Origin of the sequence: Thetidibacter halocola (assembly GCF_018224955.1) — a bacterium.
In the GTDB taxonomy this organism is placed as follows: domain Bacteria; phylum Pseudomonadota; class Alphaproteobacteria; order Rhodobacterales; family Rhodobacteraceae; genus Thetidibacter; species Thetidibacter halocola.
This window is the reverse complement of sequence record NZ_JAGTUU010000001.1, coordinates 420,526-441,047: the sequence shown is the minus strand read 5'-3', so window position 1 is coordinate 441,047 and position 20,522 is coordinate 420,526. Positions and strand designations below refer to the sequence as shown.

The following is a 20,522-nucleotide window of genomic DNA, read 5'->3' as shown; positions in this document are numbered from 1 at the left end:
CTCAGGGATGCACCCGGTCAAAGATCACGTCGCCGTCCAGCATCGCGCGCCAATGGGTGCAGGGATCGGGGCGGGTGGTGAAATCGGCCCAGGCCGTGGCCACGAACAGGTCGGGATCCATGAACAGGATGAACGGGTTGATCCGGGCTTTTGGCACCGGAACGCCGGGCGCCACCCGCGCGGCGACGGGCGCGCGCTGGCTCTCGGTCAAGGCCGACAGCTGCTGCGTGTAGGCAAAGTATTCGGCGCTCGCGACGCAGCTGGCATAGGGGCAGGGCGTGCCGTCATACAGCGCATGTGACAATTCGTGATGAAGGATGCTGCCGATCAAGGTCTCGGGCGGGAGGCCGTCGAACAGGCCCAGATCGTCGCGTCTTGCCTCCAGCGCGTCGGGGGACAACAGTTCGATCCGGCTTTCGTGGCAGTGAAAGACGCCGACGCAATTGGCGGGGATGCTGTCCACCACCGAGACGGTCACGGGAGGCGGCGCACCGAGATCGCAGGCGGCGAAGCGGGCCAAGGTCTCGTCCGAGCGGGTGCAGATCGCACCCGCAAGTGCGGCGTCCGTAGCCTCGACCGTCACGATGCCGTTGCCGCAGGCCAGCGGTGCGGCCTGCGCGGTTCCGACACAGAGGGCTATGGTCCAAAGGGAGCGAAAGACACGGCGCATAAGTGCAAGCCTAGGCATAGCAGGCCGAGGCGTAAACCCGCGCGGATCAGACCATCATCTCTTTCGTCGCGCTCAGGGTGATCTCGGGGTAGTCGCGCACGATCCGGTCGATGTCCCATTGCAGTCGGGTCAGATAGACCACGTCGCCATCATGGTCGTAGCCGATATGCTGCTTGTTGGCGTTCACCAGCTTGTCGACCGCCTCGCGCGGGCCGTGGACCCAACGGGCCGACGTGAATTGCGACGCCTCGAAGCGCACCGGCAGCCCGTACTCCAGCTCGATCCGCGATCCCAGCACCTCGAATTGCAGGGCACCCACGACACCGACGATGAAGCCCGAGCCGATCATCGGCTTGAATACCTTGGCCGCACCCTCCTCGGCGAATTGCATCAGCGCCTTTTCCAGGTGCTTGGCTTTCATCGGGTCGCCAGCGCGCACGCCCTGCAGCAGTTCCGGCGCAAAGCTTGGAATCCCCGTGACCTTGAGCGCCTCGCCCTCGGTCAGCGTGTCGCCGATGCGCAGCTGGCCGTGGTTCGGGATGCCGATGATGTCGCCGGCCCAGGCCTCTTCGGCCAGTTCGCGGTCGGCGGCCAGGAACAGGACCGGGTTGGTGATCGCCATCGGCTTCTTGCTGCGCACATGGGTCAGCTTCATGCCGCGCATGAAGTGCCCCGAGGCGAGGCGGACAAAGGCCACGCGGTCGCGGTGCTTGGGGTCCATGTTGGCCTGCACCTTGAAGACGAAGCCCGTGACCTTGTCCTCTTCCGGGGCGATCTGGCGGGGTGTCGCGCTTTGCGGCTGGGGTTCGGGGCCATAGCGGCCGATCCCGTCCATCAGTTCCTTGACGCCAAAGCTGTTGATCGCCGAGCCGAACCAGATCGGGGTCATGTGCCCTTCGAGAACCGATTGCGGGTTCAGCGCGGGCAGCAGCGCGCGCGCCATCTCGACCTCTTCGCGCAGCTTTTCCAGCAACTGCGGCGGCACGTATTGTTCCATCTTCGGGTCGTCGAGCCCGTCGATGCGGATCGATTCCGCCACGCGGTTGCGGTCGGCCCGGTCCATCAGTTCCAGCCGGTCGTTCAGCATGTCGTAGCAGCCGATGAACTCGCGGCCCATCCCGATCGGCCAGCTGGCGGGCGTGACGTCGATGGCCAGGTTTTCCTGGATCTCGTCGATGATCTCGAAGGTCTCGCGCGCCTCGCGGTCCATCTTGTTGCAGAAGGTCAGGATCGGCAGGTCGCGCAGGCGACAGACCTCGAACAGCTTCTGCGTCTGGGATTCCACGCCCTTGGCCCCGTCGATCACCATCACCGCCGCGTCCACGGCGGTCAGCGTGCGATAGGTGTCTTCGGAGAAGTCGCTGTGGCCTGGCGTGTCCACCAGGTTGAAGCGGAACTTGCCATAGTCGAAGGACATGGCAGAGGCGCTGACAGAGATGCCGCGGTCCTTTTCCATTTGCATGAAGTCCGACCGCGTGCGCCGCGCCTCGCCCTTGGCGCGAACCTGTCCAGCCATCTGGATCGCGCCGCCGAACAGCAGGAATTTTTCGGTCAGCGTGGTCTTGCCCGCATCGGGATGCGAGATGATCGCGAACGTCCGGCGGCGGGCGATCTCGGCGGGCAGGGCGGGGCGGTTTGGCGACTGGTCCAGCATGGGCGGCGTATAGGGGCGAAGGGCGGGTCTTGGCAAGCGTGGCACGGAAAGGCTTGTGCGACTCGGGCCGGGCTGCAAAGAATTGCGAACGTAACGTGAACAAATATGCATAGTCGGAGATGTGACATGGATTTGAAGACGATTGCGGATGCGCTGGTCGAGGGATGCCGCACCGGCCGCGAGATGGAGAACCTGGGCAGGCTTTACGCCGATACCGCGGTGTCGGTCGAAGCCGTCGGCATGGAGGGCATGGGCCGCGAGGCGAAAGGCCTCGATGCGATCCGGGGCAAGCACGAATGGTGGAACGCCAACAACGAGATGACCGGCGGCAGCGTCAGCGACCCGTTGCTGCATGGCGACGACCGCTTTGCGGTGATCTTTGAGGCCGAGGGCCGCGACAAGGCGAGCGGCAAGGCCTTCTCGATGAAGGAGGTGGCGATCTATCACGTCGCGGATGGCAAGATCGTGCGCGAGGAGTTCTTCTACGCCATGTGAGCGCGGGAACGGTCGGGCGGGTCGCGACGTTGAGGCGTAAAAGGAGGCCCGCCATGCCGACCCCGTCGATCAAGGACGAAGACACCTACAAGGCCCTGCGTGACAAGGGCATGTCCAGGGAAAAGGCTGCACGCATCGCCAATGCGCAGGCCAACGAGTCGATGAATCCCTCGCAAAAAGGCGGCAAGGCGCCGCCCTACGAGGAGTGGACCCGCGACGCGCTTTATGACCGCGCGCGGGAGATCGGTATCGAAGGCCGGTCGAGCATGACCAAGGACGACCTGATCGCGGCGCTGCGCGATCACTGATCCGCGGCAGGCCGCGCCAGCAGCACGTCACAGGGGGCGTCGCGCAACAACTCGGTTGCCAGCGAGCCCAGCAGCGCGGGCGGTGCACCGACACGGCCATGGGCTCCGGCGCAGATCAGGTCGGCGTTCAGGCGGTTCGCCTCCTGCCAGATCACCGCCCCCAGCGGGCCATGGACGACCTTGAGTTCTTCGCTCTGCACGACCTTCTTCTTGCGCCAGATCTCTGCCTGTTGCTCGGCTTCCTGGAGGAAGCTGGCCACGACCAAGTCGGCGCTGCCGCCCGAAGCGGCCATCATGCCGGAATAGGGCACGTGCACCGCGTGGACGGGGTGGCGGGTGGCATCGGGGGCCAACTGCGCCGAGAGAAGCAGCGCGGCGTCCGACGCCGGTGAGAAATCGCAGGCCGACAGCACCGTCGCGTAGGGCGTGTCACCCGGGATGCGCACCATCAGCACCGGGCAGGCGGCGCGGCGCACGATGCGCATGACAGTCGTCTCGCGCACCAGGTCGAGGAAGGGGCGGGGTCGGTGCGTGCCCACGACCAGCAGCCGGGGCTGTGTCTCTGCCACAAGGCGCAAGAGCGCGCCGGTCGGGTCGCCGGTCACGACCTTCGCCTCGAAATCCAGGCCGTCGGCCAGGTGGCCAAGTTGCTTGTGCAGACCTTTTTCGGCGCGCGACAGCATCGTGTCGCGCATGTCCTCGGGCATGGCATCGTCCACCACATGCGCCGCGAGCAGCCTGGCGCCCGTGGCGCGCGCGATCGTGGCAGCGCGGTGCAACGCGCGGTCCGAGCGTTCCGACAGGTCGGTGGCGACGAGAATCGCATCGGTCATGGTGGGCCTCCCTTTCCCGTGATCTTCCGTAGCATCGGGATCTCGGGCTTGGGACGCAAGGCATGCGACAGGATGCCTAACCCAGCGAGGATTTCCGCAGCAGGTCGGCCGCGTCGGGCCGGTCCAGCAGGCTCTCCTGCACCTCGATGGCGCGGAAATCGCTGCGCCGATGCGCGGGCAGTAGCGCCAGCAGTTCGGGCGCGGCCTCTTCGGGCAGCAGCGCGCGGCTGGCGGTATCCAGCAGGGTCGATTCGGCGGCGATTCCCTCGGCATAGACGATCTGGTGGTGGTCGAAGAGCATGTGGAAGTAATCCACGTGCCCGCCCTCGAGCGTCACGATGCTGGTGCCGTTGACCAGGTGCCGCGCCCGCACCATCAGTTCCGCCCGCCCCGCGCCCAGCCGGTCGGCGCGCTGGTAGATGAACAGGCGGTGGTCAGGGGCCACGACCAGGTCACCGGCGTTGTTCAGCGTGCCCGCACGGATCAGGACGGGCGCGAACAGGCCGGTGGCGCGGGTCGTGCGCTGGCCGATCCAGCGCAAGGGCTGCGGGCCGTCGTCGCGGGTCAGGATGCGGTCGCCGGGCCTGAGATCCTCGACCGGCACCTGCGCGCCCGTCGCCATCGTGATCCGCGTGCCGCGCGTGAACGAGGCGCAGGCGACCTGCGCAAAACAGTCGAGCCCGCCGTCGCGGTCGATGCTGACCAGCACGTAATCGCTGCGCGGCTGCAAGGGCGAGATGGGCAGCACCCAAACGCCTGCGACATCGTCCTGCCTGTCGGTCTCGACCAGGACCAGGGCCTCGGCGGTGCTGCCGTCTGCGGCCATCAGCGTCACGCGCGCATCGAGATGCAGCGCCGCGCCCGGCATCCCGGTCTCGCTGTCGCGGGCGATCTCGAAGGGTGGCGTGGCGCGTACCAGGACGCGCATCGGCTCGACCCGTGCCAGCGGCGACAGGCGATAGACGTCCTCGGGCATGAGTTCGTCTGCGATGCCCAGCGGATCGTTCAGGTTCGCGCCCGCGCTGACCGTCAGGTGCGACGCGCGCAGCAGGCGCAGCGTCTGAACGCTGCGTTGCGCGATGGCGTCTGGTCGCGGGTCGGTCATCCTGTCTGCTCTCCCGGGTCGGTCCTGTCGCAGGCTAGCGCGGGTTGTCTGGCAGGGAAATATGGCATCAACTGGGACCGGCGCCGGGTTTTTGCCGGCGATGGACAAGACGTGAGGGGAAACGCGCATGGATCTGGGAATTCGCGGCAAGAGGGCGCTGGTCTGCGCTTCGTCCAAGGGGCTGGGACGCGGCTGTGCCGAGGCGCTGGCCGAGGCCGGCGCGGACCTGGTGCTGAACGCACGCGGCGCAGAGGCGCTGGAGGCCACGGCGCAGGCGATCCGCGACCGGTTCCAGGTGTCGGTGACGACCGTTGCCGCGGATATCGTCAGCGAGGAAGGACGCGCGCGGGTTCTGGAGGCCGCGGGCGCGGTCGACATCCTGGTGACCAACGCGGGCGGCCCGCCGCCGGGCCTGTGGTCGGACTGGGGGCGCGAGGATTTCATCCGCGCTCTCGACGCCAACATGCTGACGCCCATCGCGCTGATGACCGCCCTCATGCCGGGCATGGCCGACCGGGGCTGGGGCCGGGTGGTCAACATCACCTCGCAATCGGTCAAGGCGCCGATCCCGCAGCTGGGCCTGTCCAATGCGGCGCGCACCGGGCTGACCGGCTATGTCGCGGGCACCGCGCGGCAGGTGGCGCCAAAGGGCGTGATCGTCAACAACCTGCTGCCCGGCATCCACGCCACCGACCGCGCCAACGCTCTGGATGGCGGCGTGGTCAAGGCCGAGGGCATCCCGATCGAAGAGGCCCGCGCCCGCCGTGCCGCTACCATCCCGGCCCGCCGCTACGGCACCGCGGCCGAGTTCGGCGCGATGTGCGCGTTCCTGTGTTCGCAACATGCGGGTTTCATCGTGGGGCAGAACATCCTGCTGGACGGCGGCGCGACCAACGCTACTCTCTGATGCCAAGCCGGTCGCCGAAACCGACGAAAGGGATCGACACCGGACGACCAGGCAAGATACATCTTGAATGAATCAATAGCTTGCCTGCCCAGAGAATAACGGATGGGGACATGCCGGATCAGTCCGACCCCGACTTGACTATCACCCTCTCGCGGGTCTCCGCGCTGCGCTCGGCCTTGTCCGAGGACGCGCTGAACGACCTCGCACGAGAGGTGGTGATCCGCATGGCGCAGGCGCGCACCCGTGTTCCGGGTGCGGCGGAACAGACGCAGAGCGCGGTCATCGACCGCCTCTGTGCCTCGGTTCTGTCAGACGATCCTTCGGACGCGCGGTTCATCCTGAACGATCTGCAGGAAAGCGGCCTTTCACTGGACCGGCTCTATGTCGGCTACCTCGCCGAGGCCGCGGTGCGTCTGGGCCAGATGTGGGAAGACAGCGAGGCCAGCTTCGTGCAGGTGACGGTCGCGGCCTGGCGGCTTTACGAGCTGGTCCATGACCTGCGCGACCGCCTGCCGCCGCCGCGGATCACGAGGGCAGAGCAGGTGCTGTTCGCGCTGGTGCCGGGCGAGGAACACAGTCTTGGCGTCGAGATGGCGGCGGAACTGTTCCGCCAGCACGGCTGGGACGTGAGCACGCTGGTGAATGCCGACCATGACCAGATCCTTGCCGAGATCGACAGGCTGGCCTGCGTCGTGCTGGGCCTGTCATCTGGCGGCGAGTCGTCGGCCGAGGCGCTGGCGCGGCTGGTGCTGGCGGTCCGGGCAGCGAATCCGGCCATCCATGTCGTCATCAGCGGACAGGTCGTGCGCGACCAGCCCGATTTCGTGCGCCTTCTTGCCCCGGACAGCGCCGTGGCGACTGTCGAAGAGGCGCTGGCCGTGATGGCGCGGCTCTCGGGCGGCGACCTGCGCAAGGGCTGAGGCGGCGGAGACCGGACAGGAGGCACCGATGGCGCGCGGACCGGACGGGCAGGGCGGCGGGGCCGGGTTCTCGCTTGCCGACCAGTTGTTCAACGAGGGAACGGTGGCCGACCTGGCGCGGGACTATGCCGTGTTGTCGGGATTCGACGCCGCGCGCTTTCGTGCCCAGGCCGTCGGCGGGCTGACCGGGCGCGGCCTGCTGGAGCGACTCGACTGGATCGCCGATTGCATCGAGGCGCAGTTGCCGCGCGATTTTCCTGCCATGGCCGAGGCGCTGGAGGCCGCGATGCCGCCGCCGCTCGACCCGTCGCGCACCGACGACGATTTCGGGCGCTTCATCCACGCGGTGCCGGGCATCCTCGCCGCAAGGCACGGACTCGAGGATCACCGCGAGCGGGCGCTGGACCTGCTGCACGCGGCGACGCAGCGGTTCTCGATGGAGTTCTACATCCGTCCCTTTCTGAACCGCTGGCCGGACGAGACCCTGGCGCGGCTGGACCGGTGGGCGCAGGACGACAATTACCATGTCCGTCGGCTGGTCAGCGAGGGCACGCGGCCGCGTCTGCCCTGGGCGCGCAACATCACGCTGGACCCGCGTGTGCCGCTGCGTTTCCTCGACGTGCTGCATGCGGACCCCACGCGCTATGTCACGCGGTCGGTGGCCAACCACATGAACGATATCGGGAAACTGGTGCCGGACCTTGTGCCCGCGCGGCTGGCCGCCTGGCAACGGGCCGGCCTGCAAGATGCGCGGGAAATGGCCTGGATCACGCGGCACGCACTGCGCACCGCGATTGAGCGGGGCGAGCCGGATGCGCTGGCGCTCCTGGGCTACCGGACAGACGGCACGCTGCGGGCGCGGCTGATCCTGCCAGGGTCCGTGCGCATCGGCGAGGCGCTGCCGGTGGTGGCCGAGATCGGCGCGGATGCCGACCTGCCGGTGCTGGCGGATTACCGGCTGCGCTTTCACCGACCCACGGGGGCGGCGGAAAAGGTGTTCAAGCTGGGCAAGGGGCAGGTCGGGCCGGGCGCGGCGCTGCGGCTGGAAAAGGCGCATCGGCTGAAGGGGGACGCAACGACCTTTCGCCTGCATCCCGGTCCGCACGCGGTGATCCTGCAAGTCAACGGTCAGGACGTGGCCGAGGCGTCGTTCCGACTGCTGCCAGCGGACGGGGTGTGAGGCCCGCCTAGGCCTTTTCCCACTTGTCCTCGAGCGCGCGCAGGGCGGCGATGCGTTCTGCCGTCTTGGGGTGCGACATCAGCCATGCGGGCACGGCGCCCGCGCGCGCCTGCGTCATGGCGTCGAGCTTCTGGAACATCGAGATCTGCGGCGCCAGCCCGATTCCCGCCTTGACCAGCAGCGCTGCTGCATACTCGTCGGCCTCGTATTCATCCGACCGCGACAGCCGCGCCGCCAGCAGTGAGGTCAGCATGTTGGCAATCGCCACGCCGACGCCCGGCAGGAACCGGCTCAGCACCATGGCCAGCGCGGTGCGCAGCGCGTTCTGGCCGGAAAAGTCGATCATCCGTCGCCGCGTGTGGCCCAGCGCGACGTGCCCCATCTCATGTGCGATCACGCTGGCCAGTTCCTCGGCCGAGACCTCGCCGGCACGGTACTTGTTGTAGAATCCCCTTGTGATGAAGATCCGCCCATCCGGCGCGGCCAGCCCGTTGATCGGCTCGATCTCGTAGACATGCACGCGGATGCGCGGCAGCGACAGGGCCGCCGCCATCCTGTCGGTCAGCCGCCTCAGCCCGGCATCGGCCAGCTCGGTCGACCGCGCGTCGAGCTCGCGCGCGGTGCGCCAGACCGAGAAGCGATACATCACCAGCGCGTAGAGGATGGCGAGAAGGATGGGCGTGAACTTGAGCATGGGGGGAATATGGCGCGCCTGCGGCGATGCGCAACCGGGGGCGTTCACGGCTTTGCGACTTTGCGCTTTGTCCTTCCCGCGCGCTTGCGCTATCACAGGGCAGAACCCGAGAGGATAGACCATGCCCAAAGCCTTCCGTGAAACCGATGGACCGCATCACGTGGCCATCATCATGGACGGCAACGGGCGCTGGGCGCAGATGCGCAACCGGCCGCGCCTGTTCGGCCACCAGCGCGGCGCCAAGCGCGTCCGCGAGGTCGTCGAGGCCTGCCCCGAATTGGGCATCAAGTATCTGACGATCTTTGCCTTCTCGACCGAAAACTGGAAGCGCACCCAAGTCGAGGTGGCCGGGCTGATGAGCCTGTTCCGGCGCTACATCATGAAGGAAATGCAGGCCTTCGTGAAGGAAAACGTGCGCGTTCGATTCATCGGCGACCGACCGCGCCTGGACGCCAAGCTGCGGACCCTGATGGACGAGGCCGAGCAGATGACGTCGCATTGCACCGGGACCAACCTGACCATCGCGCTGAACTATGGCGGCCGGGACGAGGTGGCGCGGGCCACGAAGCGGCTGGCCGAGGACGTGCAGGCAGGCCGGCTGCGCCCCCAGGACGTGACCGAGGAAACCTTGCCAAAGTATCTCGACACCTGCGTTCTGCCTGATCCAGACCTGGTGATCCGCACCAGCGGCGAGGCGCGGATTTCCAACTTCCTGCTGTGGCAATCGGCCTATGCGGAATACGAGTTCGTCGACACGCTGTGGCCCGATTTCACCGCCGAGGAACTGGCGCGCCTGTCGCAGAGCTATGGCCGTCGCGACCGGCGTTTCGGGGCCGTCTCGGCATGAGCGACCCACGCTGGGAGGATCTGGCCGCCCGAGTCGCCTCGGGCGTGGGGCTGGTGGCGGTCGGCATGGCCGCGGTCTGGGCCGGCGGTCTGTGGTTCCACATCCTGATCGCCGTCATCTGCGGGCTGATGGTTTGGGAGCTGGTGTCGATGCTGGATACCGCGCGCTCGGCCTCGCAATACATTCTCGGTGCCGCCGCCGCCGCCGCCGCGCTGATCGCGGCCGAGATCCCGCCCGGCTTTGCCCTGCCGCTGCTGATGCTGCCCTCGATGCTGGGGTTCGCCCGGATGGAGCGGCGCGCTGCGACCTACGCGGTCTTTACCGCACTGATCCTGCTGGCGGGCTATGGCATGATGGCGGTGCGCGACGATTTCGGGCTGGTCTGGATGGCCTGGCTGGTACTGGTCGTGGTGGTCACGGACGTCGCGGGCTATTTCGCGGGGCGGATGATCGGGGGGCCGAAACTCTGGCCGCTCGTCAGTCCGAAAAAGACCTGGTCGGGCACGGTGGCGGGCTGGATTGGCGCGGCGGTGGTCGGAATCCTCTTCGCCAAGGCGACGGCTGCTGGGCCGGGGCTGGCGGGCATTTCCATCGCGGTCAGCATGGCCAGCCAGATCGGCGATATCGGTGAAAGCGCGCTGAAGCGGCGCGAGGGCGTCAAGGACAGCTCGCACCTGATTCCCGGCCATGGCGGCCTGCTGGACCGGTTCGACGGGATGCTGGGCGCGGCGCTGTTCATCCTGATCGCCGGGCAGATCGTGGGCTTTCCCCCGGGGGTGCAATGACGCGTGCCATCTCGATCTTCGGCGCGACGGGCTCGATCGGACAGAACACGATAGACCTGATCGCCCGCGACCCGGACGCCTATCGCGTGGTGGCGCTGAGCGGCGCGCGCAACGTGTCGCAACTGGCGTTTGACGCGCGCCGCCTGGGGGCGGAGGTCGCCGTCACCGCGGACGAGGCGCAACTGCCCGCGCTGCGCGACGCGCTGGCGGGCTCGGGCGTCCAGGCCGCGGCGGGCCGTGCGGCGCTGCTCGAGGCGGCGGACCGGCCGGCGGACTGGGTCATGTCCTGCATTGTCGGCGCCGCCGGGCTGGAGCCGGGGCTGCGCGCACTGAGGCAGGGGGCGGCGCTGGCGCTGGCCAACAAGGAAAGCATGGTCTGCGCGGGCCGCCTGATGCTGGAGACGGCGAAGGCGCATGGCGCCACCATCCTGCCGGTGGACAGCGAGCATTCCGCCGTGTTCCAGGCACTGATCGGCGAGGATATCGCCACGGTCGAGCGCATCGTCATCACCGCCTCTGGCGGCGCCTTCCGCGACTGGCCGCTTGAGGCGCTGGCGAATGCCACGCCCGAAGAGGCCGCGACCCATCCCAACTGGGACATGGGCCAGCGCATCACCATCGATTCCGCGTCCATGTTCAACAAGGCTCTGGAACTGATTGAAACCCGTGAATTTTTCGGCGTCGATCCCAGTCAGATCGAGGCCGTGGTGCATCCCGAAAGCCTGATTCACGCGCTGGTCGGCTTCCGCGACGGGGCTCTGATGGCGCATGTGGGGCCGCCCGACATGCGCCACGCCATCGGCTTTGCCCTGCATTACCCGGAACGCCGCGACCTGCCGGTGGCGCGGCTGGACCTGGCGGCGCTGGGCAGCCTGACCTTCCGCAAGGCTTGCGAGGTTCGCTGGCCGGCGCTGCGGCTGGCGCGCGAGGTGATGCAGGCGGGCGGCCTGGCGGGCGCGGTGTTCAACGCCGCCAAGGAAGAGGCGCTGGACGGGTTCATCGCGCGGCGCATCGGATTTACACGCATGGCGGGTGTCGTCGAGGACGTGCTCTCCGGCCTTTCGGCCCAATCGGGCCTTATTGATGCCGCGATAACTCTTGATAACGTCCACCATGCGGACCATCTCGCTAGGCAGACGGCCCGCGAGATCATCGCGGGCGGGGCCTGACGGCGCGGCCCGACCGAAGAGCGCAATAACAGGGGGCGCGACGTTTTGGACCTGACCAGCCTGATCCCGCATTTCGGCGGCGTCCTCTGGACGCTTGTCGCCTTTGTCGTGGCCCTTTCGGTGATCGTCGCGATCCATGAATACGGCCATTACATCGTGGGCAAGTGGTCGGGAATCTACGCCGAGGTCTTCTCGCTGGGGTTTGGTCCCGTCCTGTTCTCGCGCGTCGACAGGCACGGCACGAAATGGCAGTTCGCGGCGCTTCCCTTTGGCGGCTATGTGAAATTCCGTGGCGACGGCGATCCCAGTTCGGCCAGCACCGACACCGAGGCGCTGGCCGGCATGACCGAGGAACAGCGGCGCTCGACCATGGCCGGGGCACCGCTCTGGGCGCGCACGGCGACGGTGGCGGCGGGGCCGATCTTCAACTTCATCCTGTCGATCGTGATCTTCACCGGCGTCTTCATGATGCGTGGCGAGGTGGCCGACCCGCTGACCGTGGGCGAGTTGCGCACCTTGCCTGTGGCGCAGGAGTTGCGCTCGGACGATACGGTGCTGGCGATCGAGGGGCGCACGCCACCCTCGTTCGAGGATGGCGTCGCTTATGATGAATTCCTGAAGTCCCTGCCGGTTGCGCCGCAGCTGACCTACACGGTGGATCGCGACGGCGCGCGGATCGACGTGGCCGGGCCGTATGTCCTGCCGCCCATCGCCACGCAGATCGTGCCGCGCTCGGCGGCGGGTGACATCGGCATGCGCCCGGGCGACGTGATCACCGCCATCGACGGGCAGGAGATCTTTGCCTTTGCCCAGCTCAAGGACAGCGTCGAAAGCTCTGCAGGGGCGCCGCTGGACATCGCGGTTTGGCGCGACGGCGAGATTCTGGACATGACGCTGACGCCGCGCCGCGTGGACGAGCCGCAGCCCGACAACAGTTTCCAGACCTTCTATCGCATCGGCATCGTCGGTGGCATGGCGTTCGAGCCGGCGACGCAGTCGCTGGGATTTGGCGCGGCGCTGTGGGGCGGGGTCGAGCAGGTGGGCGCGATCATGCAGGGCTCGATCTCTGGTCTGTGGCACATGGTGACAGGCCGGATCAGCAGCTGCAACCTGTCCGGGCCCATCGGCATCGCAGAGACCAGCGGCGACATGGCCAGCCAAGGCACCGCCAGCTTCATCTGGTTCATCGCCGTTCTGTCGACCGCCGTGGGCCTGCTGAACCTGTTCCCGGTGCCGGTTCTGGATGGCGGGCATCTGGTTTTCTACGCCTACGAGGCGGTATCGGGCCGTCCGCCCTCGGACAAGGCGCTGCGCGTGCTGATGTCGATCGGGCTGACGGTGATCCTGGGCCTGATGGTCTTTGCCCTGTCGAACGACATTTTCTGTCCCTGAGCGGGTCATCGTCGCCGGAATGTCCACAATGCCCGGTCCGTGCCGGGCATTGTCGTTCCCTTCGGTCACAATCCGCCCGATGCACGTCAAATTCCTGCCCGAATGTCGCGCTAGCCTGTCTGCACGCAGGAAAGGACCGAATCCATGCAGACGATTGCCGCCGGATACCGCAGCGTGAGCCTCCTGGTGACCATCAACTGGGACCGGCTGCTTTACATTTGCACCATCGTTTTCGCGCTTTTCGCCGGTGCCTGGCTGGGTTCGATCCTGCACTGAGAGGCGCGTCTGCCACGGATGCGGAAAACCGCGCCACGCGGTTTTGACAAGGCCCCCCATTCCCGATAGTGACATTCCGAGGGATTTCAGATCGGGTTGTTACCATGTGGGCAGTGGAGAACACGCGCGGGCCGCGTGAAGACAATCGCCGCACCAAGGGTCGTGCCGCCGCACACCTTTCCGGCGCAGCGAAGGCCGTGGCCATCGCGCTGGCACTTTCGGTTGGCGTTTCGGGCGCCCCGCAACAGGTGCAGGCGCAATCCTACAGTTTCAGTTCCGTGGCGATCGAGGGCAATACCCGGATCGAGGCAGGCACGATCCTGTCCTATGCCGGCATCGCGCGCGGCCAGCCGGTCAGCGCGGCCGAACTCAATGACGCCTACCAGCGCCTTGTCGCCTCGGGCCTGTTCGAAGAGGTCGAGATCATTCCGCAGGGCTCGCGGCTGGTCATCAAGGTGGTCGAGTATCCAACGGTCAACCGCATCAGCTTCGAGGGCAACTCGCGCATCAAGGACGAGGACCTGTTGCCGCTGATCAAGTCCGAATCGCGCCGCGTGTTCAATCCGCGCCTTGCCGAGCAGGATGCCCAGCTGATCTCCGAGGCCTATGGCGTGCAGGGCCGCATCGCGGCGCGCGTCACCCCCAAGGTGATCCGCCGCAGCGACAACCGCATCGACCTTGTTTTCGAGATATTCGAGGGCGGCGTCGCCGAGATCGAGCGTATCGGCTTTGTCGGCAACAACGCCTATTCCGACCGTCGCCTGCGTCGGGTGCTGGACACCAAGCAGGCCGGCCTGCTGCGCGCCATCATCCGCCGCGACACCTTTGTCGAGGACCGGATCGAGTTCGACAAGCAGTTGCTGCGTGATTTCTACGCCTCGCGCGGCTATGTCGATTTTCGCATCACCGGGGTGAATTCCGAGCTTTCGCAAGAGCGCGACGGGTTCTTCGTGACGTTCAACGTCGAAGAGGGCCAGCAGTTCCGCGTGGGCGAGGTTTCCGTCGATTCCGACTTGCCCGAGGTCAATGTCGACCTGTTCCGGTCGGCGGTCAAGCTCAAGTCGGGCAAGGTCTATTCGCCCGCGCTCGTCGAATCCGAGATCGCGCGGCTGGAACGGCTGGCCATCCGCGAGGGGCTCAATTTCGTCCGTGTCGAGCCGCGCATCAACCGCAACGAGCGCGACCTTACGCTGGATGTCGAGCTGCTGCTGACGCGCGGCGAGCGCATCTTCGTCGAGCGCATCGATATCGAGGGCAACACCACCACGCTTGACCGCGTCGTGCGCCGCCAGTTCAGCACGGTAGAGGGCGACCCGTTCAACCCGCGCGCTATCCGCGAATCCGCCGAACGCATCCGCGCGCTTGGCTATTTCGCGGACGCGCAGGTGAACGCCCGCGAGGGATCGACCCCGCAGCAGGTCGTCGTCGAGGTCGATGTCGAGGAACAGCCCACCGGTTCGCTGTCCTTCGGCGGGTCCTACTCGACCACCAATGGCTTCGGCGCGGCGATCGGCTTTTCCGAACGCAACTTCCTCGGCCGGGGCCAGCAACTGGGCCTGTCGATCAACACGTCCAGCAGCGCCCGGGCCTACAGCTTCAGCTTTGCCGAACCCGCCTTCCTGGCGCGCGACGTGACCTTCGGCGTCGGGCTCAGCTATAACGAGACCGACAACCTCGCGGCGGATTACGATACGACCTCGGGCCTGTTCAGCCCCAGCTTCGAGTTTCCGGTCTCCGAGAACGGGCGCCTGCAACTGCGCTACGGCCTCAGCTATTCCGACATCAGCCTGAACACCGGCACCGCGGTGGGCGGCATCGTCACGGCCGAGGCCGCCGAGGGCGAGCGCTTTGACAGCTATCTCGGCTATACCTACAGCTTTGACACCCGCCGCGCGGGCCTGAACCCGAATTCCGGCGTGCTGCTGGAGTTCGGCCAGGATTTCGCCGGTCTTGGTGGCGATACGACCTTCATCAAGTCGACGGTGCGCGCGGTCGCGCAGACCCGTGTCCTGTCCGAGGAAGTCACGCTGCGCGCCTCTGTCGAGGCTGGGGCACTGAACTATTCCCAGGGCGAAGGCCGGGTGACGGATCGCTTCCTGATGGGGCCGAACGTCATGCGCGGCTTTGAATATGGCGGCATCGGCCCGCGCGAGATCAACAAGGCCACCGGCGTCGACGATCCGCTGGGCGGCAACTATTTTGCCGTGGCCCGGTTCGAGGCCGAATTCCCGCTGGGCCTTCCCGAGGAATACGGCATCTCCGGCGGCCTGTTCTACGACGTGGGCTCTGTCTGGGGCCTGTCGAGCGCGACCAAGTCGAATGCCACGGGCTCTGTCGTCTCTGACGGGTTCGATGCGCGGCATGTCGTCGGCTTCTCGATCTTCTGGGACAGCGCCATCGGGCCGCTGCGCCTGAACTTCTCGGAGCCGCTCAAGAAACGGTCGTTCGACAAGGCGCTCAACTTCGACCTGACCATCTCGACCCAGTTCTGATGCGGGGTCTTGCGGCGCTGGCCCTGTGCCTTGCGCCCGCGATGGGCGTGGCCCAGGGCCTATCCCTGGGCGAGCCCGTCTCATCCGGCTTCGTACAGAGCGCGGTCCTGGTGATCGACTTCGAACGCGCGTTCTCGGAAAGCGCGTTCGGCGCGCGGATCGGCGCCGAGCTTGAGTCCGAGGGCCAGGCCATCGCCGCCGAGAACCGCCGCATCGAGGCCGAACTGGTCGAGGAAGAGCGCAGCCTCACCCAGCGCCGGCCCGCGATGGAGGCGGGCGCGTTTCGCGTGTTGGCCGAGGCCTTTGACGAAAAGGTGCAGCGGCTTCGGCGCGAGCAGGATGAAAAGGCCCGCTCTCTCGGCGCGCGCAGTGAGGCCGCCCGGCGCCAGTTCGCCGAGGCCGCGCGCCCGGTCCTGGGCACCCTGATGCAGCAGGCCAGCGCCGCCGTCATCCTGGAACTGCGCGCGGTCTTCGTGGCGGCGGATGCGATCGATGTCACCGACGAGGCTATCGAGCTTATCGACGGCGCCATCGGCGACGGCAGTGCGCTGACCCCGGCCCCCGAGGCTGTGCCCGAATCCCCGGCGCAGCCCGCCCCGCCCGAGACCCCGGCATCGCCAGCGGCGCCCGCCGCCGACTGAGCGCGGCGCTTGCCCCGCGCGGCGGCGGTTGCTAGGGGTTTCGCCAATCAAGGACAGGAAGGCCCGAACCGCATGACAGACACGCCCACCCGCGCCGACATCCAGCTGATCCAGCGCATCCTGCCGCATCGTTACCCGTTCCTCCTGGTCGACCGGGTCGAGCAGATCGACGGCTATGCCAGCGCAGTCGGGATCAAGAACGTCACGATGAACGAGCCGCATTTCCAGGGCCATTTTCCCGGCCTGCCGATCATGCCGGGCGTCACCATCGTCGAGGCGATGGCGCAGACGGCGGCGGTCATGGTGGGCTGCGCGCTGGACATGGCCGACAAGGAGATGAAGGTCTATTTCATGTCCATCGACAAGTGCAAGTTCCGCCGCAAGGTCACGCCGGGAGACCAGCTGCGGATGAAACTGACCACGCTGCGCGGCAAGCCCGGCGCGCGGGTCTGGAAATTCGGCGGCGTCGCCGAGGTGGACGGAGAGATGGCGGCCGAGGCCGAGTTCACCGCGATGATGGATATCCCGGCGTGAGCGACAGCGTGATCCATCCCTCTGCAGTGATCGAGGACGGCGCGACGATCGGGCCGGGCTGCCGGATCGGTCCTTTCTGCCATGTCGGCCCCGAGGTCACGCTGGGCGCGGGCGTCGAGCTGAAAAGCCATGTCGCCGTCACCGGACGCACACTCATCGGCGACGAGACGGCGATCTTTCCCTTCGCGGTGATCGGCGAGATCCCGCAGGATCTGAAATTCAGGGGCGAGAAGACCCGGCTCGAGATCGGCAAGCGCAACCGCATCCGCGAGCACGTGACGATGAATACCGGCACCGAGGGCGGCGGCGGCGTGACCCGCGTGGGCGATGACGGTCTGTTCATGGCGGGCTGCCACGTGGCGCATGACGCGCAGGTGGGCAACCGGGTCATCATCGTGAACAACGCGGCACTGGCCGGCCATTGCGTGATCGAGGACGACGTGATCATCGGCGGGCTGTCCGGCGTGCACCAATGGGTGCGCATCGGGCGCGGTGCGATCATCGGCGCGGTCACGATGGTGACCAACGATGTGATCCCCTACGGCCTCGTCCAGGCGCCGCGCGGCAAGCTGGACGGGCTGAACCTGGTGGGGCTGAAACGGCGCGGCGTGTCGCGCGCCGACATCACCGCGCTGCGTGCCGCCTTCCAGATGCTGGCGCAGGGCGAGGGGGCCTTCGCCGACCGGGCAAGGCGGCTGGGCGACGAGACGCAAAGCGACTATGTGCGCGAGATCGTCGACTTCATTCTTGGCGACAGTGATCGCCATTTCCTGACGCCGGGCTGATGGTGCGGGCAGCATCTGCGGGGTGCGGGCCATGCTGGCGCTGATCTGTGGCGCGGGCGATCTGCCGCGCGCCATCGCCGATGCTTTGCCCGAGTCGCCGGTGATCTGCGCGCTGCACGGTTTCGAGCCCGAGGGGCTGGTGCCCGACATCCGCTTTCGGCTGGAGACACTGGGCAGCCTGCTGGTCTGGCTGAAGGCGCGCGGCGTGGACCGGGTCTGTTTCTGCGGTCATATCCGCCGTCCCGATTTCGACCCGGCGGCGCTGGACGATGCGACGAAACCCTTTGTCCCGCGTTTCCTACAGGCGTTGGAGATGGGCGACGACGGCGCGCTGCGCATCGTGCTGGAACTCTTTGCCGAGGCCGGTTTCGACGTGCTGGCCGCGCAGGATGCCGCACCCGCGCTGCTGCCGCCCGCCGGCGTGCCCACCCGCGCGAAACCCGTACCCGAGATCGCGACAGACGCCGCCCTGGGCGAGGCCACCGTGGCGCAGATGGGCGCACTCGACCAGGGCCAAGCCTGCGTGGTTCGCGGCGGTGCCGTGGTCGCGCGCGAGCAGGCCGACGGCACCGACGCCATGCTGCGCCGCCTGTCGCCCAGCGCTGACGCGGGCGATGCGGTCGGGATGCTGATGGACAATGCAGGCGCCCTGCTGGGCGCGGCGGCAGACTGGCTGTCGGGGATCGACGGGCCAGGGCAGGGTATCCTGTTCAAGGCACCAAAGCCGCAGCAGGATCGTCGCGCCGATCTGCCGGTAATCGGCCCTGACACGGTCGACACGGTGGCCCGCGCGGGTCTGTCGGGCATCGTGATCGAGGCGGGCGGCGTGATGGTGCTGCACCGTGCCCGCGTCATCGCCGCCTGCGACCGGGCGGGCCTGTTCCTCTGGATCCGCGAGAGGGGCGCCTGATGCGCGTTTTCATCACCGCGGGCGAGGCCTCGGGCGACAAGCTGGGCGCGGCGCTGATGGCCGGGCTCAAGCGGCTGGTGCCGGACGTGACCTTTACAGGCATCGGCGGCGCGCGGATGGAGGCTGAGGGCCTGCACAGCCTCTTTCCCATGGACGAAATCAGCGTCATGGGCGTGGCCGAGATCCTGCGCGAATACCGCCATCTCAAGGCCCGCATCCGCCAGACCGCCGACGCGGTGGTGTCGCAGCGCCCCGACGTGCTGATCACCATCGACCTGCCGGAGTTTTCCCTGCGCGTGGCGCGGTTGGTCAAGGCCGCCGGCGACGTGCGCACGGTGCATTACGTCGCCCCAACGGTCTGGGCCTGGCGGCCGGGGCGCGCGGCGAAGATGGCCGCGCATGTGGACCAGGTCCTGGCGCTGTTGCCCTTCGAGCCGCCCTACATGGAGGCTGCGGGCATGCGCTGCGATTTCGTCGGGCACCCGGTGGTGACCGACCCGATCGCCACCGAGACCGAGGTCGCCGCCTTTCGCGCGGCGCATGGCATCGACGGACCGATGGTGCTGCTGCTTCCCGGGTCGCGCCGGTCGGAAATCGCGCGGCTGCTGCCGATCTTTCAGGATGTGACCCGGCGCCTGCACGCGGCGCGCCCCGACCTGCGGCTGGTCCTGCCGGCCGCCCCCGCGGTGGCGGCGAAACTGGCCGAAGAGGTGCCGCGCTGGCCCGGCACGCCCCTGGTGATCGACCCGCGCAAGGACGATGGCAGCGCCAAGCGCGCGGCCTTCCGCGCCGCCGACCTGGCGGTGGCGGCCTCGGGCACGGTTTCCCTCGAACTGGCGGCCAATGGCACGCCGATGGTTATCGCCTATGACATGAGCTGGCTCAGCCGGCAGATCATTGGACGGATGCTGCGGGTCGATTCCGTGACGCTGGTGAACCTGGTGTCGGAAACCCGCGCGGTGCCCGAATTCATCGGCAACCGCTGCCGCGCCGACTGGATCGCCGAGGCGGCGCTGCGCGTGCTGGACGATCCCGGTGACCAGCGCGAGGCCATGCGCCTGACGATGGAGCGGTTGGGTGCGGGTGGCCCCCATCCCGGCGAGCGCGCGGCGCGCGCCGTGCTGGACGGCATTGCGGCGGCGGCGACGCGCCATTGACCCTGCGACAAAGGAAAACCCCCGGCCGAGGACGGCCGGGGGCTGTCGAAAGCTGAAACCGGTTTTACTGGGTGATCGCCGTCACGCTGTCATAGGCTGCGGTGAAGCCCGACAGCGGCATGTCGACGACAACCCGCTGGTCCGGAGCACGCACGGGAATCAGCGTGATCTGCGCCTTTGCGCCGCGTTTGAACCGGTCGATATCCTCGGCGGTGAACCCGACGATCGCATAACAGCCGATTTGGTCGCAGTAGGTGTAATCCCAGCGCCGTGCCGGGCCATTGTCCACCTGGATGGTGAGCTTGGCGCTGAGCAGCGTTTCCAGCGGCACGATAAACGTGCCCTGCGCCACGGCTTGGCCGGCGTCCTGCACCCGAAGAATGCTGACCTCTGCCACGCCGCCGCCGTTGGGCTCCTTCAGCAGCTGGGACATCTGGCAGACCTCAGGGTTTTCCTGCACCTGGAGGCATTGCAGGGACCAATCGTTGAAGGTCTCCTTGATGTAGGTCCGCGGCTGGTTCGGGTTTGCCACTTCTTCGCCCACGTCCAGCGTGCCGCCGGGGGTGCCTTCGATGCCAGTTGAATCGGCCGGCGCCTCGGCTGCGGGCTGAGCGGGGTCTGCGGGCGCTGTCTCCTGTGCCCATAGAGCGGGGGCCGCGGCGAGCGCCGCGATGGTGGTCAGGAGCGTGAGCGAATGTTTCATGGGTGTCCTCTGCATGCCTGCGTTCTGGTTGGCATTCGATTAACACGGGACTAGGCGAGTGTCAG

The 20,522-nt window shown here is 67.4% G+C and carries 22 protein-coding genes; 16 read left to right on the top strand and 6 right to left on the bottom strand.

Translation table 11 applies throughout. The annotated features are described in order from the left end of the window. Position 1 precedes the first annotated feature (1 nt). Both KB874_RS01915 and KB874_RS01910 read right to left on the bottom strand, forming a co-directional pair. Positions 2–670, bottom strand: coding sequence for a DUF6639 family protein (locus KB874_RS01915; protein ID WP_212534844.1), 669 nt, complete (start codon positions 668–670; stop codon positions 2–4). A gap of 46 nt (positions 671–716) precedes the next feature. Continuing rightward, positions 717–2,324: a peptide chain release factor 3 gene (locus tag KB874_RS01910; protein WP_212534843.1), complete on the bottom strand. Its 1,608-nt coding sequence runs from the start codon at positions 2,322–2,324 to the stop codon at positions 717–719. 126 nt (positions 2,325–2,450) lie between these two features. Between KB874_RS01910 and KB874_RS01905 the strand changes: the two genes are divergently transcribed. Together KB874_RS01905 and KB874_RS01900 are read left to right on the top strand one after the other, a co-directional pair. Continuing rightward, positions 2,451–2,819 carry a nuclear transport factor 2 family protein gene (locus KB874_RS01905; RefSeq protein ID WP_212534842.1) on the top strand — a complete coding sequence of 123 codons (369 nt, stop codon included), beginning with the start codon at positions 2,451–2,453 and terminating at the stop codon, positions 2,817–2,819. A gap of 53 nt (positions 2,820–2,872) precedes the next feature. Next, positions 2,873–3,127 carry a DUF7218 family protein gene (locus KB874_RS01900; RefSeq protein WP_212534841.1) on the top strand — a complete coding sequence of 85 codons (255 nt, stop codon included), beginning with the start codon at positions 2,873–2,875 and terminating at the stop codon, positions 3,125–3,127. Here KB874_RS01900 and KB874_RS01895 read toward each other — a convergent pair. Together KB874_RS01895 and KB874_RS01890 are read right to left on the bottom strand one after the other, a co-directional pair. Beyond that, entirely contained in the window at positions 3,121–3,960 is an 840-nt protein-coding gene (locus KB874_RS01895; RefSeq protein WP_212534840.1) for a universal stress protein, read from the bottom strand. The genes KB874_RS01900 and KB874_RS01895 overlap by 7 nt on opposite strands. Before the next feature lie 76 nt (positions 3,961–4,036). Continuing rightward, positions 4,037–5,065 carry a Hint domain-containing protein gene (locus tag KB874_RS01890; RefSeq protein WP_212534839.1) on the bottom strand — a complete coding sequence of 343 codons (1,029 nt, stop codon included), beginning with the start codon at positions 5,063–5,065 and terminating at the stop codon, positions 4,037–4,039. 127 nt (positions 5,066–5,192) lie between these two features. On the opposite strand from KB874_RS01890, the gene KB874_RS01885 reads away from it, so the two are divergent. The 3 genes from KB874_RS01885 to KB874_RS01875 all read left to right on the top strand — a co-directional run bounded on the left by KB874_RS01885 (position 5,193) and on the right by KB874_RS01875 (position 8,072). Then, entirely contained in the window at positions 5,193–5,972 is a 780-nt protein-coding gene (locus KB874_RS01885; RefSeq protein WP_212534838.1) for an SDR family oxidoreductase, read from the top strand. 110 nt (positions 5,973–6,082) lie between these two features. Next, entirely contained in the window at positions 6,083–6,892 is an 810-nt protein-coding gene (locus KB874_RS01880; RefSeq protein ID WP_212534837.1) for a cobalamin B12-binding domain-containing protein, read from the top strand. 28 nt (positions 6,893–6,920) lie between these two features. Further along, a complete protein-coding gene (locus tag KB874_RS01875; protein WP_212534836.1) occupies positions 6,921–8,072 on the top strand; it encodes a hypothetical protein in 1,152 nt (383 codons plus the stop codon). Positions 8,073–8,079: 7 nt separating this feature from the next. On the opposite strand, the gene KB874_RS01870 is transcribed toward KB874_RS01875, so the two are convergent. Beyond that, positions 8,080–8,766, bottom strand: coding sequence for a M48 family metallopeptidase (locus KB874_RS01870; RefSeq protein ID WP_212534835.1), 687 nt, complete (start codon positions 8,764–8,766; stop codon positions 8,080–8,082). 121 nt (positions 8,767–8,887) lie between these two features. Here KB874_RS01870 and uppS point away from each other — a divergent pair, with 121 nt between their 5' ends. The 11 genes from uppS (at position 8,888) to lpxB (ending at position 19,754) form a co-directional block, all read left to right on the top strand. Then, positions 8,888–9,613, top strand: a complete 726-nt coding sequence (gene uppS, locus KB874_RS01865; RefSeq protein WP_212534834.1) for an undecaprenyl pyrophosphate synthase — start codon at positions 8,888–8,890, stop codon at positions 9,611–9,613. Then, the gene (locus tag KB874_RS01860) at positions 9,610–10,398 is read left to right on the top strand and encodes a phosphatidate cytidylyltransferase (protein ID WP_212534833.1); all 789 of its coding nucleotides are present in this window, start codon (positions 9,610–9,612) and stop codon (positions 10,396–10,398) included. Before uppS ends, KB874_RS01860 begins: the two co-directional genes overlap by 4 nt. After that, on the top strand, positions 10,395–11,567 hold the full coding sequence (dxr, locus tag KB874_RS01855; RefSeq protein ID WP_212534832.1) for a 1-deoxy-D-xylulose-5-phosphate reductoisomerase: 1,173 nt from the start codon (positions 10,395–10,397) through the stop codon (positions 11,565–11,567). The genes KB874_RS01860 and dxr overlap by 4 nt, the downstream gene beginning before the upstream one ends. Before the next feature lie 45 nt (positions 11,568–11,612). Continuing rightward, positions 11,613–12,959, top strand: a complete 1,347-nt coding sequence (rseP, locus tag KB874_RS01850; RefSeq protein WP_212534831.1) for an RIP metalloprotease RseP — start codon at positions 11,613–11,615, stop codon at positions 12,957–12,959. Between the two features lie 144 nt (positions 12,960–13,103). Next, the gene (locus tag KB874_RS23090) at positions 13,104–13,235 is read left to right on the top strand and encodes a hypothetical protein (RefSeq protein ID WP_283053411.1); all 132 of its coding nucleotides are present in this window, start codon (positions 13,104–13,106) and stop codon (positions 13,233–13,235) included. A 104-nt stretch (positions 13,236–13,339) separates the two neighbouring features. Next, positions 13,340–15,727, top strand: a complete 2,388-nt coding sequence (gene bamA, locus KB874_RS01845) for an outer membrane protein assembly factor BamA (protein ID WP_212534830.1) — start codon at positions 13,340–13,342, stop codon at positions 15,725–15,727. After that, on the top strand, positions 15,727–16,368 hold the full coding sequence (locus KB874_RS01840) for an OmpH/Skp family outer membrane protein (protein ID WP_212534829.1): 642 nt from the start codon (positions 15,727–15,729) through the stop codon (positions 16,366–16,368). Before bamA ends, KB874_RS01840 begins: the two co-directional genes overlap by 1 nt. 72 nt (positions 16,369–16,440) lie before the next feature. Further along, positions 16,441–16,902 (top strand): 3-hydroxyacyl-ACP dehydratase FabZ, encoded by a 462-nt coding sequence (gene fabZ / locus KB874_RS01835; RefSeq protein WP_212534828.1) that lies wholly within the window; start codon positions 16,441–16,443, stop codon positions 16,900–16,902. Continuing rightward, positions 16,899–17,687, top strand: a complete 789-nt coding sequence (gene lpxA, locus KB874_RS01830) for an acyl-ACP--UDP-N-acetylglucosamine O-acyltransferase (RefSeq protein WP_212534827.1) — start codon at positions 16,899–16,901, stop codon at positions 17,685–17,687. The genes fabZ and lpxA overlap by 4 nt, the downstream gene beginning before the upstream one ends. Before the next feature lie 31 nt (positions 17,688–17,718). Further along, on the top strand, positions 17,719–18,597 hold the full coding sequence (locus tag KB874_RS01825; protein ID WP_212534826.1) for an LpxI family protein: 879 nt from the start codon (positions 17,719–17,721) through the stop codon (positions 18,595–18,597). Further along, a complete protein-coding gene (lpxB, locus tag KB874_RS01820) occupies positions 18,597–19,754 on the top strand; it encodes a lipid-A-disaccharide synthase (protein WP_212534825.1) in 1,158 nt (385 codons plus the stop codon). Before KB874_RS01825 ends, lpxB begins: the two co-directional genes overlap by 1 nt. A gap of 64 nt (positions 19,755–19,818) precedes the next feature. Here the strand turns inward: lpxB and KB874_RS01815 are convergent, their stop codons facing one another. Then, entirely contained in the window at positions 19,819–20,457 is a 639-nt protein-coding gene (locus tag KB874_RS01815; RefSeq protein ID WP_212534824.1) for an invasion associated locus B family protein, read from the bottom strand. Positions 20,458–20,522: the final 65 nt, after the last annotated feature.

Bases quoted from the DNA above. Each gene is read 5' to 3' on its own strand.
- KB874_RS23090 (WP_283053411.1), top strand. From the start codon at position 13,104: ATGCAGACGATTGCCGCCGGATACCGCAGCGTGAGCCTCCTGGTGACC.
- KB874_RS01870 (WP_212534835.1), bottom strand. From the start codon at position 8,766: ATGCTCAAGTTCACGCCCATCCTTCTCGCCATCCTCTACGCGCTGGTG.
- KB874_RS01905 (WP_212534842.1), top strand. From the start codon at position 2,451: ATGGATTTGAAGACGATTGCGGATGCGCTGGTCGAGGGATGCCGCACC.
- KB874_RS01840 (WP_212534829.1), top strand. From the start codon at position 15,727: ATGCGGGGTCTTGCGGCGCTGGCCCTGTGCCTTGCGCCCGCGATGGGC.
- dxr (WP_212534832.1), top strand. From the start codon at position 10,395: ATGACGCGTGCCATCTCGATCTTCGGCGCGACGGGCTCGATCGGACAG.
- KB874_RS01910 (WP_212534843.1), bottom strand. From the start codon at position 2,324: ATGCTGGACCAGTCGCCAAACCGCCCCGCCCTGCCCGCCGAGATCGCC.
- KB874_RS01915 (WP_212534844.1), bottom strand. From the start codon at position 670: ATGCGCCGTGTCTTTCGCTCCCTTTGGACCATAGCCCTCTGTGTCGGA.
- bamA (WP_212534830.1), top strand. From the start codon at position 13,340: ATGTGGGCAGTGGAGAACACGCGCGGGCCGCGTGAAGACAATCGCCGC.
- KB874_RS01880 (WP_212534837.1), top strand. From the start codon at position 6,083: ATGCCGGATCAGTCCGACCCCGACTTGACTATCACCCTCTCGCGGGTC.
- KB874_RS01875 (WP_212534836.1), top strand. From the start codon at position 6,921: ATGGCGCGCGGACCGGACGGGCAGGGCGGCGGGGCCGGGTTCTCGCTT.
- KB874_RS01885 (WP_212534838.1), top strand. From the start codon at position 5,193: ATGGATCTGGGAATTCGCGGCAAGAGGGCGCTGGTCTGCGCTTCGTCC.
- KB874_RS01825 (WP_212534826.1), top strand. From the start codon at position 17,719: ATGCTGGCGCTGATCTGTGGCGCGGGCGATCTGCCGCGCGCCATCGCC.
- fabZ (WP_212534828.1), top strand. From the start codon at position 16,441: ATGACAGACACGCCCACCCGCGCCGACATCCAGCTGATCCAGCGCATC.
- KB874_RS01815 (WP_212534824.1), bottom strand. From the start codon at position 20,457: ATGAAACATTCGCTCACGCTCCTGACCACCATCGCGGCGCTCGCCGCG.
- KB874_RS01890 (WP_212534839.1), bottom strand. From the start codon at position 5,065: ATGACCGACCCGCGACCAGACGCCATCGCGCAACGCAGCGTTCAGACG.
- uppS (WP_212534834.1), top strand. From the start codon at position 8,888: ATGCCCAAAGCCTTCCGTGAAACCGATGGACCGCATCACGTGGCCATC.
- KB874_RS01860 (WP_212534833.1), top strand. From the start codon at position 9,610: ATGAGCGACCCACGCTGGGAGGATCTGGCCGCCCGAGTCGCCTCGGGC.
- KB874_RS01895 (WP_212534840.1), bottom strand. From the start codon at position 3,960: ATGACCGATGCGATTCTCGTCGCCACCGACCTGTCGGAACGCTCGGAC.
- KB874_RS01900 (WP_212534841.1), top strand. From the start codon at position 2,873: ATGCCGACCCCGTCGATCAAGGACGAAGACACCTACAAGGCCCTGCGT.
- lpxB (WP_212534825.1), top strand. From the start codon at position 18,597: ATGCGCGTTTTCATCACCGCGGGCGAGGCCTCGGGCGACAAGCTGGGC.